Source organism: Pseudoalteromonas sp. MMG033 (genome assembly GCF_057197785.1).
Genome location: NZ_CM170070.1, coordinates 612,214 through 627,150 on the forward strand (window position 1 = coordinate 612,214; position 14,937 = coordinate 627,150).

General features: G+C 41.1%; 9 protein-coding genes. 2 read left to right on the forward strand and 7 right to left on the reverse strand.

Annotated features, from left to right (window positions below; translation table 11 throughout):
* Positions 1–28 precede the first annotated feature (28 nt).
* Genes AC2CZC_RS02850 through AC2CZC_RS02865 form a run of 4 tightly spaced genes read right to left on the reverse strand, consistent with a single transcriptional unit; the run spans position 29 to position 7,173 of the window.
* Entirely contained in the window at positions 29–904 is an 876-nt protein-coding gene (locus tag AC2CZC_RS02850; RefSeq protein ID WP_484584834.1) for a peptidylprolyl isomerase, read from the reverse strand.
* A gap of 4 nt (positions 905–908) precedes the next feature.
* The gene (locus AC2CZC_RS02855) at positions 909–1,727 is read right to left on the reverse strand and encodes a type 2 periplasmic-binding domain-containing protein (protein ID WP_484583763.1); all 819 of its coding nucleotides are present in this window, start codon (positions 1,725–1,727) and stop codon (positions 909–911) included.
* Complete coding sequence (locus AC2CZC_RS02860; RefSeq protein ID WP_484583764.1) at positions 1,727–5,452, reverse strand: translocation/assembly module TamB domain-containing protein; 3,726 nt, start codon at positions 5,450–5,452, stop codon at positions 1,727–1,729. The genes AC2CZC_RS02855 and AC2CZC_RS02860 overlap by 1 nt, the downstream gene beginning before the upstream one ends.
* Positions 5,452–7,173 (reverse strand): autotransporter assembly complex protein TamA, encoded by a 1,722-nt coding sequence (locus tag AC2CZC_RS02865; protein ID WP_484583765.1) that lies wholly within the window; start codon positions 7,171–7,173, stop codon positions 5,452–5,454. Before AC2CZC_RS02865 ends, AC2CZC_RS02860 begins: the two co-directional genes overlap by 1 nt.
* A 170-nt stretch (positions 7,174–7,343) precedes the next feature.
* Between AC2CZC_RS02865 and AC2CZC_RS02870 the strand changes: the two genes are divergently transcribed.
* Positions 7,344–7,676, forward strand: coding sequence for a ribonuclease E inhibitor RraB (locus AC2CZC_RS02870; RefSeq protein WP_063362265.1), 333 nt, complete (start codon positions 7,344–7,346; stop codon positions 7,674–7,676).
* Positions 7,677–7,726: 50 nt separating this feature from the next.
* Here AC2CZC_RS02870 and radD read toward each other — a convergent pair whose 3' ends face one another.
* The 3 genes from radD to pyrC form a co-directional block, all read right to left on the reverse strand.
* A complete protein-coding gene (gene radD / locus AC2CZC_RS02875) occupies positions 7,727–9,466 on the reverse strand; it encodes a DNA repair helicase RadD (RefSeq protein WP_484584835.1) in 1,740 nt (579 codons plus the stop codon).
* Between the two features lie 353 nt (positions 9,467–9,819).
* The gene (locus AC2CZC_RS02880; RefSeq protein ID WP_237138848.1) at positions 9,820–10,125 is read right to left on the reverse strand and encodes an H-NS histone family protein; all 306 of its coding nucleotides are present in this window, start codon (positions 10,123–10,125) and stop codon (positions 9,820–9,822) included.
* Between the two features lie 685 nt (positions 10,126–10,810).
* Positions 10,811–11,851, reverse strand: coding sequence for a dihydroorotase (pyrC, locus tag AC2CZC_RS02885; RefSeq protein ID WP_484583766.1), 1,041 nt, complete (start codon positions 11,849–11,851; stop codon positions 10,811–10,813).
* Positions 11,852–12,154: 303 nt separating this feature from the next.
* Between pyrC and AC2CZC_RS02890 the strand changes: the two genes are divergently transcribed.
* Positions 12,155–14,530: a bifunctional diguanylate cyclase/phosphodiesterase gene (locus AC2CZC_RS02890; RefSeq protein WP_484584836.1), complete on the forward strand. Its 2,376-nt coding sequence runs from the start codon at positions 12,155–12,157 to the stop codon at positions 14,528–14,530.
* Positions 14,531–14,937: the final 407 nt, after the last annotated feature.

Below are 14,937 nucleotides of genomic sequence, written 5' to 3' on the forward strand. Positions count from 1 at the left end.
GTGCCGCTTTGCGGCACTTTTTACATCGTTAACTTTTTCTTCTCGTTGGCACCGCAATTGCACACACATCAACGTAATTTGGCGTAAACTTAAACCACGATTCAGGTCTGTTCGTTCTCGCTGCCACCAGCTCCTCAAAAGACGAAGAATCGGTATTCAAATATTCAAAAAGGCTGGAGTCTTGCTGTGCAATATCACTGAGGACGTGAACTCCGATAATTGGATTATAAGGCTTGCCTTCTTCAGGTGTACGCTGAAGCTGCTGCACATGCTCCATGCCCTCTAAGACACGACCAAACACGGTAATATTTCTATCTAGATAACGCTGTGGTGAAAGCGTAATATAAAACTCAGTACCACCGCTATTAATGTCATTTCCTCTTGCCATGGCAAATGTGCCCGTACAGTGTGTCATCCATGTTTTTGTACCGCCGTGATTTTGACCCACAGCAAAGCCGTTCAAAAAGCCGGTGCGGATCGCATATCCATCGGAGCCATCCAACGCCATAATCTCCAACTTACGATCTGTTTTATGCGACAACTCAGCGTTTAGACGCTTCTGACCATTAGTCGGTATTTTACTATCAGTTGAGTCTCCTCCCTGTGCAACAAACCCCTCAACAAAGCGATATACACTGAGACCATCATAAAACCCTTCTCGTGCTAGCGCTTTGATATTTTTTGAATGATGCGGTGCTAACTGCGTATTGAGCTCCACGTATACATAACCGGTTTCCAGTTCGATACGGATAACATTGTCATTGTTAACCGTTTGCCATGCAGTACTTGGCGCTGTATTAATAATTTCGGACGGCGCACGGACCACAGGAGTCGGCTCGTCCGCCTGCTGCATACACCCTGAGAGCATACCCACAGAAATAAAAAGGAGAGAAGTCGCTTTTATCATTTTATTTTTTATACCATAACTGAGAATTATCAAGGGGTGCACTGGGCGGTAGACGACGATTTTTCAATTCAATGATCGTGCGTTTTTCAAGAGAAAGGTCAGTGATCAACTGCGCAAAGTGATGACTAAACAATTTTTCAAAATTGCCATCCAACAAAGCCTGATTCAAACCACTTTGCAGTATGCTGTGAAGCTGACTGTTTTCCTTATCCACAAACAAATACACTGCTGACGGATAGTAAAATAACAGATCTTGTTCAGCATAGGCTTGATAGCTCTTTAAAACATCTGGTAACTCCAAAACACTGATGGGAATAGCATCAAAACGATTTGATCTCAGCATGTTAAGTGCACCTGACAAGGTATGAAAGGCATTTACCGACAACTTGTTATCGACAAAAATATCATGATCTGGCCAATCATGCCTAAGTCCATAGTGAAATGACTGAACTTGAGAAATGTGATTCAATTTTGAAAAGCGTGCTTGATGCGACGCATTGATAAGTAAAATACGATAGCCAAGTAACCCCCTCACAATTGGAAAGCGGATTGCCCGAGCCATATTTTCGCGCTCGAAACTGGTTACAGACCAGAAAATATCAATGCCATTTTCCTTCCCCAATAGCCTAATAGCTCGGCTTTGAGTCGGAATGTTTTTCACATACTCAAGTTTGTAAGGCTCTTTTTGATAAGATAAAGCAAGTTCAATTAATTCTAAAACGTAAGGGTGCGCACCTGCTGTAACCCTTACATACTTCGTGTCTGTTGCATAAGTTGCGCAACAAAACAATGCAACGAGCAAATAGCTCAAATAGCGCATTAATCACCCCAATTAAACTTGTACAACAGGTCAATGCTATCGTAAAGGCCACTCGTCGCCTCTAGGTAAAGCTTTGAAAATACTCGATAACGTACTGCAATTTCACTTAAAGAGGCAAATACGCCTACTCGATAACTCACTTGCACACTCGGTGTAATGTAACCCGAAAGCTCCACCTGTGTATCGTCACCACTTCCTTTTGCTGCTAAATTTATATCTCTTAATCCTAACTTTTTTCCAGCTTTTGTAAACAGTCCTTTACTTTTATCAATCCCTTTTGCAAGTAACAGCTGTGCTAAGAGCGTATTATTACCGCTATCTCCCTCACTAAATGGCGCACCATTTAACAAGTACTCTAGCGCTCTAGCCTGATCCATTGCAGGCTCTGCAAAAATAGTTAGCTGAGGAGATGCTACGCTGCCTGTCGCAGCAACACCAGCAATGACATTATCAGCGGTTGTGTCAGGGTTGCGAATGGCACGAATATTTAAATACGGCATGTCAGGTGGACCATTAAAACCAAGCTGACCGGTTTCAATCACTAGGTCTTGCCCAAATGCAGTGTATTTGCCCTCTAACAAGGATACTTCTCCGCCCATCAAGAGCGCATTACCTACCTGACGCTCAATATCTAAAGCACCAGTAACGTAGGCATCTAAACCAAGCGCAATAACTCGTACATCATCAAGTAGCTTTATATCTATATCTGCTTGATAGTCTATATATGGCGTTTGATCTTGCACGGCAATGTCATCAATAAATACTTGATCATCAGTCACTAAAATTGCGTCTTCAGGTAATGTGTCCAGCTGTACTCGGGCAAACGGAACCTCTACCACACCTTGTAAGTCTAGCAACTTATCATCGTACCTCATTGTCAAATCTGGAGAAATCGCAAGTTGTACGCCCGACATAGGGCGTAAAAATAATTGCTCGCCTTTTATTCTCCCCTCAATCAGCACATCATCCTGCCAATCTACCTGCCCATTCAGATGCGCATTTCCTGACTGTGGTGTTTGCACTTTACCTGCTAAGTTCACTTGATGCTCATCAAAATCGGCTACAAGATCTAAATTGGTCAATTGTATCGGTAAATAGCTAGACTCAATGCGCACGTGCTGGGCCTGTATTTTGCCTAATAAGTTGGGCTGTTTTAAATCACCAGAAAAGTTCACCGTGCCATTAACATCTCCATTTAACGTCATATCTGGCCATGCATAAGCGCGAGCATACGCCGTTAGCTCATCAAGCTGTATGCCATCAATTTGAACCTGCCCAGAGACCTGTTTGCTGTTATATATGTCCGAAAAAGACAGCACACCTTTAAATAGCCCTAACTTATTAAATTCAATATGCCACTGTGCTTCTAGCGCTTGCTTGCTTCCTTGAACGACTACCTCTAATTCCTCAATTGCTAGGGTGTGACTATGTAGAGGCTCATCTTGAGTTGATTGGCCTTCAGGATTTAACGTAACTTGCCCTTCATTTATCCATAGTTTGCTATCAACTTTATCAACCTCACCTTGTCGCACTGCAACTTTGCCATAGCCATTGAGTTCCCCTCCAAGCGCTACCTGGTTACTCACCTTTGGCCCCAATGTGGCTAGCGGGATATTTTCTAGTTCAAAATTAGCAACACTCTGCGTTTGTGATACATCCGCTTTAGCACATGCTTTTCCTTCGTGTAACAGCCAGCAGTGATGTGCGACATTAATCTGTGACGGACTCGCTGCCAAAATAATGGGCTTGGTTAACCTGCCATACAAGTTATCCACCTCAAATGTACTCTGGTCAACTGTTCCTCGCCAAGTCTGGTCATCAACTCCTCCTGATAGATTTGCCGACAGAGAAAGTTGTGGGCTATTAACGGTAATGACGCCTTCATGCGCTGCGCGATTTCCAGCAACTAAAAACTGCACTTGAGCATGCTCGAAGTGAGAGAAACTAAAATCAGCGACATCTAACTCAGCTCTGCCCTGATAATTGTTTGTTGCATCTAGCTGCACCTTGACTGTGCCCTCTTGTAACGAGAATTCATCAGAAACAACTTCTGTGATTGCTGTATTGAGTGCCACCACCGGCGCCTCGAGCTTCCCTGTTAGTGTAATATCACTTTTCAAAACGGCATCGAGTGGTAATAATCGGTTTGCGTTATGTTTAATATCTGCGAAAACAGCTAAATCTAATTGCTCCCCTATGCTCCCAGAAGCCCTGAGTATACTTTCCCCATATTGCACTTTAGCCCGTTCTAATTGCCCTAAGTATTGCTCATTAAGCTGTCCGCTAAATGAGAGCGTAAGCGGCAGATCAGCAACTATTCCCTGTAAATCAAGTGAGTCTACATAAACCTGCCAACTATCTTCAACAGATGTGAATTGCAACTCGTAATGACCACTCAACTTGGCAGCTTCCTCAATACCGAGCCCAGGCAGAGGCAGCTCAAATAACTTACCTTTTGCGCTGGCCACTATGCCGTTTTGCCATGATATTTGACTTGATAACTCAGAGAACGCATCAGCAACAGAAATACGACTTTTATCGATTTTTAGCTGTGACAAACTGCCCAAGATTGCTATATCAAACCGCACATCATCAGATAATTGCTCTAATCTATATCCATTAAGCGAACCCGCTATTTCAGCACGGTAATTATTCAAGTCTCCACGACTGAATACTTTTAGCTTGGAGAGCTCACCAATTTTTGGCAATGCTACATCTGATACCTCTGCATTTAATTGAAAAGGCCAATTCGTAGTTGTTAGGGACGTCTGTATATTTAATTCAGCATTGAACAGCCCAGACACTTCGCCATGTAGCACCAAATCATTCACGCTGCCTTTGAGTGCAAGCACTGCGGCGACCTCTTTAGTACTAACTCCAATCGCACCATCGATAACGTGCGATATTAAATCAAAGCTTAAATCCGCATAGGAAAAAAATTGGTCATGAGTAAAGCGAAACTGCTCAATGCGAGCCTGCTGATGGGAAAGTGTCAGTGAAAAGTCGATATCCTGTACTTCTACAGGTACTTGTTCCGTTGATTGGATGGTAAGCCTTGACAGCTGTGCCTTATCAACCTCAATGTGCAATGGCACAAATATCGAGGGTATGACGAGCGGCGCTATGTGTGCAGGCACACTAAATGGTTCAGCTTTCGCCGCCTCTGTATTAATTATGCTAACTTGTTCGACAGTCAAATAAGGGAAGTTTAACCTCTCATCCTGAGCATGCGCCTCTAATTCAAGACCATTCACCCTCATAGACATACCCGCAAGCTTTAGCTCTACATGCTCCAAATTAAACGACTGTATACCGATTGAGACGGGTAAGGCGATGTACTCTTTAATGGCTTTAGGCTCAGATATTGGGTCTTTTGAGTTTTGCACTTTGCTTGTAGAGGTTGAGTCAGCCGCTATCACCTTAATATCAGAACCGGCTATTTTGAGGCACAAGGTGGCACAATCAAACCAATCAAGCGATAAACGAAAATCTCTTGCTGACACTGAGACATCTGAGGTTTTATAGGTGAAATCAACAATGCCACCAGAGAGTAAGCGGCCTGATTTAAGCGACACATTTAATTCAGACACCCAACTGCTAGCAAATGACACCACGACTCGGTTACCGACATGGGTTTTTGCTAACAAAATAATCATGACAAACAAACTGAGTAAAACGACAACCCATCGACGTTTCAACAGAGCAAAGATTTTAGCGTACGGCATTATATTTCTGGCCCTATAACAACACTGAGTCGAGTACTACGACTTGGCTTGCTCAGTCCCCATGCATGGTCAACACGGATCGGACCAAATGGTGTGATATAACGAAAACCAAACCCAGCTCCCACAGACCACTTCTCCTCAAAATCAATGGTTGCCGTTCCGCCATCAATAAAAATGGCAGCTCGCCAATTTGGCAAAAATTCATAATTATATTCTGTGCTTGCAGTCACTAGATACTTGGCTCCCAAAAGCTCACCTTGTTCACCCTTGGGCGAGATAGATTGAAACGCAAAGCCACGTATGCTCTGATCGCCCCCCGCGAAAAAGCGCAGATTCAGTGGTGTTTTATCAAAGTCTTTTGCAACCACAGCACCTAACTCGGCTCTAAGAAGAAACAAATGACGCGCTTTGTATGTTCTCAGCCAAGCCTGCTTCCAATGGATTTTAGTCAATGACGTAGATGAGATCACATCTTCATGCGCAGCCTCAATAGTGATTAACTGCTCATTGCCCCAGTAAGGTGTCATGCCTCCCTTACTCATTTTTCTCGCATAACTCACCCCTGGAAGGAGCATTTCAGTATCCAAGATAAGGCCTGTTTGCTCACTTTTCTCATGCTCTCGTTTCAAAAATGCAGTTCTCACCCAGCCGCTATCTAACACCCATTGACGTTGGAGCTGCACATTCCACGCAGTCACCTTTACACCTTCTGTTAAGTCATCTTGTAATTGATAGCCACCGAGCACGCGCCACAAATCATCATTTGGGTCACCTGCAGGGATTGTATAAGCGCTGGTCACATCTTGCTTTCGCTCTGATACATTCAGGTCCGTTTCAAACGAATGGCCCATTTGATTAACCCAAGGCCTTTTCCACTTAAAGCGAAACTTCGCCCCAAGCTCCGTACTATACCCACCACCTACTTCAAAACTATTCGCTGGCTTGTCTGTCACATCGACTCTAATTGGAACTTGCCCTGCGTTACGCTCTTTTAATAAGGGATAAACAGTCACATTCGCAAAATAAGGAGTCTCATTTAACGAAATACTCAACTCACTCAATTGTTTTGCATCATAGTGATCACCTTGCTCAAATGGTGACAGTTCCGAAATAAAATACGCCGCCTTTGAAAACCCTGAGAGCTGTAATTCACCAAATTGATATCTCGGACCTGAATCAATGATTAACTTTACCGCACCATATCTTTGTGTGCGATTGATCTCCAAAGCATTCTGCTGCCATGTAAAATCAAAGTACCCCCGCTCCAATAAGGCGCTCTCAATTTTACTTTTTGTCGCACTGTACGCGTCATGACGAATATCTTCACCCCGTTTAATGGGCAAGGCGTTTAGTAATTTCGACAAGACAGGGTCTTTACTGCCTACACCGAGTATCTGAACATCAATATTTTGCCAACGAAATGCCGTAGAGAGCACAATATCAACGCTTAACGTTTGGGCTTGCTCAGAAAAAGAAATAGCACTGTTATATTCATAATATCCGACCGCTTGAAGTGCCAATTGGATATCTGCTCGAATGGCCTTTTCTTGTCGGTGTGAAAACGCGGTGTCGTGATATTTATCTAAATAAAGTGCAACATTCTCATCTGCAAAATCACGCTCAGAATGCACCTCAATGGTCTTGATAAGCACTTGTGCAGCCGCAACAGGAGGTGGGATATAGGCAAATAAAGCGATAAAAAAAACAATAAGACGTGGCACACAAACCCTTTTAACTCATCAATCAATATTTTGTGGTCACACTCAGCACCACATGTTGATTAAAACTACCACAAGCCACCCTAGATTCTCGACAAAAATTTGCCATTGACGCTTTTTATTTCACCTAGGATAACGGACAATACACGTAATTTTACTAATTGAGTGATGATATGCAATTTCCTAACGATGACAATGGTGAGCTGTTATCTGAAATAGCCGCTGCAGGCGTCGATCTGTCGCAAATGCAAAATATTGATTTTTACATCTTATTTGAGCAAAAGCAGAATGCGGAACGCTTTATTGAGACGATAGGCAAAGATGAGCTCGCACCAAAAACACAATTGGGGAAATGTCCTGACACTGGTGTTTGGGAAGTATTAACCACAGTCACTATGGTGCCAGCACACGAGTTATTAAGCCAAACGGAACAATATCTAGAGTCTATTGCAAACAGTCACGAAGGATATGGCGATGGCTGGGGCTTAATGGCTGGAGAAGAATAAACGCTACAGTAAGTCGCAGTAACACTGTGCTGCGACTTCTTTATGCCCTCTTAGCTTTTATCTGCAACCCTAAACCCGCCTTTGTAATCGAAGATTTTTTCAACTATTTGCCAGCCGTATTTCTTATGCTGTTTAGCAATTACAAAATCAGGTGCAGTCAGTAAAGTAATATCCACGTCATGTGCACTTTTCCAATTATTAACTTGCTCACCGGATTTAAGCCGCTTTGCAAAATTTTTGTGGAAATAAAATTTACTGCCTTTGTTCGAAAAGTCATAAACTTCGCTAGCCTCAGCACCATCCTCGTCAAAGTAGGATACTTTTAGCACATTCGATTTAATAACTTCAGCCGTCATGCCACTGCAACGCAAAACTAAGGCATTCTTTAAATTCAACGCATCACGTAACTTATCATCCGGATCAGCCATGATTTCACCACAGCTATTGCACTGCCTAGCTGCAATATCATTCTCGGCACCACAGTGGTCACATTCCTTAAATCTAAATCGATAATCGCACTGCAGTGACTCACCTTCGGCTTCATTTTCTAAGATCCCTTGGCACCTTCTACCGAAGTGTTCTACCACTTTGCCTTGCTCATCCAGTTTGCCCCAAAACGTATTGGCAAAACCGCAACCAGGACACAGCACTTGAACTGGCTCACTATCAGGGTTTGGTTTCACCGTGCCAACTTCAGGATGAAAAAGATCAAAGTCATTACCCGCATAATCGATCACTAAGCAGTCTTGTTTCCCCGTGTCCAAACGCAAGCCTCTACCAACAATTTGTTGATATAAACTCACGGACTCTGTGGGTCTTAATATGGCAATAAAATCGACATGAGGGGCATCAAACCCAGTTGTCAGCACTGACACATTTACCAAAAACTTAATTTCTTTATTCTTAAACTTTCCAATAATGTCATCACGCTGTTTATTATCTGTGTCACCTATGACCAACTCAGTTTCATTAAAGGGCAAATAACGTACAATTTCCTTTGCATGTAATACCGTTGCAGCAAATATCATCACGCCTTTACGGGAGTTGGATTCACTTATTACATGGTCAATAATACTTTTGGTCGCGCGAGTATGAGAGCTCAGTAAACTGTTCATATCGCTTTCACTAAAACGTCCAAAACTATCTGGTTTCAAAGCAGAGAAGTCATAGTTTTCTACGGCTGGATCCACTTTTTTAGGAGGGGTCAGATATTCATTGCTGATCATATAACGCAATGGTAATTCATATATACACTTATTGAAGGGACTCTCTTTATCTCCACGCACGAAGCCATGATAATGTTCGTGGTAGATCCAACCTAAACCGAGCCGGTAAGGGGTCGCTGTTAAACCCAATAATTTAAGGTTTTCATTAAACGCTTTTAAACGTTTAATTACCTGCATATACTGGCTGTCTTCTTCACCACTGACACGATGGCATTCATCAATGATTACCAGTGAATAAAATGTATTTAGCTGCTCTAAATTTCGAGCTAAAGACTGAACTGATGCAAAGGTGACCTGTTGATCAAGCTCTTTTTTATTTAGGCCTGCTGAAAATATACTTGCCTTTAATCCATAACTCTCATATTTTTGCGCGTTCTGCTCAACCAGCTCTTTCACATGAGTTAGTACTAAAATTTTGCGTTTCGCGACTCTGGCAAGCTCTGCAATAACAAGACTTTTACCAGCTCCAGTAGGCAACACTATCACTGCAGGTTTATTGCTTTTCCTAAAGTGAATAATGGTATTTTCTACTGCTTCTTTTTGGTAGGGCCTAAGCGTGTAAATAACGCACCTCTAGTCACCTGTCATCATAGCTAAAAGTATATCACCAATTTCATTAAGGCAGCCATGACATAACAAAACAACGATATATACTCACTAAAAGGTTAACTTTTATAATGACCCATAATAGGTACATTAAATATATTTGTAATTATTATAGGTAATTACTTATAAGTAAAAAATAAAAATAAAATTTAAAATAAAGATAAAAAAAACTTTAACCGAGTAAGGAAAAGACGAGATTGATAACAAATGTAGCGTTTCGAGATTGAAAGCAGGTGAGGCTTATTTACTGCCTCACCAACTTATAGGAATAGTCCTTTTCAATTTAGAAATTGATTTAAAATATTTTATAATTATATCTTATAATCATCTAAATTTACGTTTGCGAACGCTTTAGGTGTTTTACCGCGTCCGGTCCACTCATGTACTTTACCATCGATTTCGATTCGATATTTCGGACTGACTTTGCTGCGCTTGTCCATAGCACCAGAACCAACTAAGTCATCTAGCGTTAATCCCTTTTCTTTTAGTAAAGCTAGTACTTCCTCTTTCGCTTGCGCCTGCTCTTGTTGTTGAGCAATTGCTTCTTGAAGAAGTTCATGTGCTTTAGTTAGATCACTGAAGCTAGCATTTTTAATAAAAGATTTTATTTCACGCATTAGATTTCTCTCATAAAGTGTTGATTACAATTTTCATTGAAGTATTAAAAAGCTCTAATACTGAGAGTATATTATATTTATATAATTTCAAATTAATAGCAGTTATTTAATAAGATTATGTTTTATTTAAAAAAGGTACATTTTAACTTCGTGCAATATCAGCATTAATTTTTTTCATTTAGATGAACACTACAAAGAAATAAGTACATGTTTAAAAAGAATTAATTTAAATTAACCAAGGTAAAAACTGGTATTGCCCTAATAAAAATTTCAACTTTCTTAACCAGATAAGTCTTAAACTTCATAAGTTATCAGACCACTTTTTAATACTTTTTCAGGTCAAAGAATCAGATACGCAGCCATTTGATATAAAAAATGAACGGATGTGATTGGACGTAGCGTCATTTTAGGTGCTATCTCTGTTGACAGCCGGCTTATAAAAACAGCACTAAATGTTCAAATGCGAGCAATAGCTCGCAACCTAATATCCACCTTTTATCGACCGAAATGAATAACGCGTTGGGAAATATTCGAAGGCAATAAATCTACCTATGTATTTTATTTACGCACATAAATCACTTCTCTCAGCGCTTTCGAACACTAATATGAAGAGCGACTTAACTTTAACAATAAAAAAAGGCTGCAATTGCAGCCTCTAAAAGTCTTTTAAGTAATTAACTATTCGTTATTCCACGACTTGCCAATCTATCGTTCCACCGGCCTTAATTGGCACAACATTGGTATCTCCAAGTGGGTATGACTCTGGCACTTGCCAAGGGCTTTTCTCCAAAGTAATGGTATCTTTATTGCGTTCTAACCCATAAAAGTCAGGCCCAAATAAACTAGCAAAACCTTCTAACTTATCCAAAGCACCTGCTTCTTCAAATGCTTCAGCATATAATTCAATCGCAGCATGCGCAGTATATGCGCCAGCACACCCACACGCAGCTTCTTTTTTATCTTTAGCATGAGGTGCAGAGTCAGTACCTAAGAAAAACTTTTTGCTACCACTTGTTGCTGCATCAATTAATGCCTGTTGATGAATATTTCTCTTCAAAATTGGTAGACAGTAATAATGTGGTCTAATTCCACCAGCAAGCATGTGATTACGATTATATAAAAGGTGATGTGCCGTAATCGTCGCCGCTACATTGTCTGGTGCAGATTGCACAAACTCAACAGCATCTTTAGTCGTAATATGTTCAAGTACAATTTTTAAACTCGGAAACGCATCAACAATTTTTGCCAATTTGGTTTCAATAAATACTTTTTCCCTATCAAAAATATCAATTGCTGAGTCTGTAACTTCCCCATGGATCAAAAGCAACATGCCCACTTCTTGCATTGCTTCGAGTGCAGGAAAAACATTTTCAATATCCGTTACACCTGAATCAGAGTTAGTTGTTGCGCCCGCAGGGTAAAGTTTTGCAGCAAAAATGTGGCCGCTTGCTTTTGCTTTTCGAATCTCATCAGGCGTTGTTTTGTCAGTCAAATACAAAACCATTAGAGGCTCAAAACCTGCTTTAGGACCTGCAGCCATGATACGGTCTCTGTATGCGAGCGCAGCGTCTGTACAAGTCGCAGGAGGTACAAGATTAGGCATGATAATCGCGCGCCTCATATATCGGCTAATATCGCGGACGGTATCTTTAAGTACTTCACCGTCTCTTAAATGTACGTGCCAATCGTCTGGGCGAGTAATGGTAAGGGTCTGATTACTTGTCATTGCTAATTTCCACTGCTGAATTTGCCCGATCATAGGCGCTGTCATGTCTTTAGTAAAGCAATTCACGCATTTTGTTAGTGCAGAAATAAACCTCGCTCTCTGTTAACACTTCCCAGCAACAACCGCCTGAATAGCAACAAACCATTTAGATGTATATATTTTTAATGCAAACGTAATAGTCCCCAAATGATAGACAAATTGTGCTTTTTTTTTTACAGTGCCACATCTACTTTTTTACAACATAATTTGAGATTACATTGTTATGTAGATAACGTACGACTTATGTCCAAACGAGTATTGCCTATGCTGTCAGAACAAAAACTAGAATCAAAAACAGAACAGTTGAGCATTATCAATCAGTTTTCATCCTCTTTATTACAAATTACGCATTTAGAAGAACTCTTTGAATACGTTACGTCACAGGTGGTTAAACGACTAGGCTTCGTCGACTGTGTGATTTATCTCACAGATACAGACAATACCTATTTAGAGGCCGTAGCCAGTATGGGCATTGCCCAGCACAGTGAACGCTATGAAGTGGCACAGAAAACTATGCCAATTGAAGCTGGCATTACGGGTCACGTCGCCCGAACTAAAAAGCCTTTCATATCTGGTGATCTCTCTATTGAGCCTATGTATATTGCGGATTCACGCCCTGCTTTATCTGAGTTATGTGTCCCATTAGTTTACAAAGAGCACCTAATAGGTGTAATAGACTGTGAACATCCTGAGCAAGACTATTTTACTTCCAGCCATTTACAAATTTTATCTACCGTAGCCCATTTATTAAGCGCCAAAATACATCAAGTGCGAACTGTTGATCATTTAACTGAAACTGTGTCTCAACTTAATGAAGCACAACTCATTGAGAAATGTATTTTAAAAATTGCCAATATTACGTACCACTCTCAAGAGCTAGATACATTTTATGATGAATTATACAAAATCATAAACACGGTTCTTCCTGCAAGTAATTGCTTTATTGGCATTTATGATACAAAACAAGATATGCTTGAGATTGAATACTTAATTGAAGATGGGAATAAATGCCTAGCCCAACAAAAAGTGTCGAAATCTCAGCTTAAACACACGGCTTCTTACTATGTGATAAGAACACAATCAGCATTGCTTTGCGACCACCAGCAGTTTCAAGACCATATTCAACAAGGCCATTTTGAAATGATCGGCCGCTCCCCTGAGGCTTGGCTTGGGGTGCCCTTTGTGGTTAACGATCAATATCAAGGTGTGATCGTATTGCAGAGCTATAAACAGCAAGAGACTTTTAACCGCCAGCATTACACTATTTTGACTTATATAAGCAGGCAGATCAGCATGGCGATTGATCGCCGGTTAGCGAAACAAGCCCTGGAGCACAGAGCGTTACATGATGAACTAACAGGGCTTGCCAACCGTTACTTGTTAATAGAGAGGATGAAACATGCCATATTGTCACTTGGACGACAATCTCAATCCAATATTCACTGCCTTATTTATCTAGACTTAGATAGATTTAAAAGTATCAATGACTCACTCGGTCATGATGTTGGCGACCGCTTTTTGATTGCCATTGTCAACGCTTTGCAAACATGCATTCGTAAGACAGATACCTTTGCGAGATTAGGGGGAGATGAATTTGCCATCTTCATGGAAAATATCCAGGATGAGGATCAGGTGACTAAAGCTTTACAGCGCCTGACACAAGCGATAGCCAATCCATTTGTAATCGATACTCATGTTTTGCAGGCATCAAGCAGTGTTGGCGTCGCGTTCACCGAACATGATTCAGACAACGCTATCACATTGCTACAGCAAGCTGATGCGGCCATGTATGAAGCAAAATCTGCCGGTCGCAGCCAGATCCGCTACTTTAATAATGCCATGCGCAGTAAATTAAAACATCAAGCTGATATAGAAAATGATTTACAACACGGGATCTCCAACAATGAATTTGAGCTTTTTTTCCAGCCTATTTTTACACTCAATCAGCCTCGTGTCGTCAGCTTTGAATCTCTTGTTCGATGGCACCACCCAAAAAATGGATTAGTGGCACCGGATAAGTTTATCCCTATCGCTGAAAGTACAGGCCAAATTATAGAGCTAGATCGACATATTTTGACCCTTGCAGCCAAGCAGCTATCATCGTGGAGAGAGCAAGGCATGCCGGAGGTAAAAATTACCGTCAATGTCTCCTCTCGACACTTCGCAAGCTTAGAGTTTACTTCACTGATTGAACAACTGTATGCGCAGTATGATTTAAAAAAAGGCAGCTTATGCTTAGAGATCACTGAATCTGGTTTAATTGAAAACCTCAGTCTGGCAACAAAGATAATTAACGGGATCACCCCATTGGGAGTCCAGCTTTATTTGGATGACTTTGGCACTGGATATTCTGCATTGGGTTATCTGCACCAGTTACCTATCCATGTACTAAAAATTGATAAGAGCTTCGTGGAGCAGCTTTGCACAAAAGATAGCCCACTTATTGATGCTATTTTATCACTGGCCAAATCACTGCAATTGCAAGTCGTTGCTGAGGGCATCGAAACACCAAAGCAATGGGCAAGACTAAAGCGAAAAGGCTGTCAATTAGGACAAGGCTATTTAGTATCAAAACCCATGCCTAGTGATAAAGCCATGGCTTTTCTACAAGCTCAACAGCCCCAAAATATTGATAAATAAAGATAAAAAATAGAACAAGCAGCTTCAGTTGCTTGTTCTCATCACAGTGATTATCTTAATTCTGATCATCACTCTTTTGCCGCTTGAACCATTTTTTTAAAGGGCTGCATATGTTTGCGCCAAACCGCGCATCTTTAATCCACGATCAGAGTTAACCCACCACCGCTCAGAAGGAAGAGCTCGACGCCTTGCTCAGATTGCACGGTCCAGTTTTGTCGTCGAACTTTGTATCCTGAGCCAATAAAGCTCACTGAGATATTTCGAGGCAAATTTCAATTCATGCTTTTACCAATGTGGGCAAAACCTAAATTATGAATAATGAACATGACGAACTCCCCTGATTAGACATCTGGAAATCTAAACTCACAGAGCTAAAGTCGAATTTTCTCAACTGATAGATTCTCAAA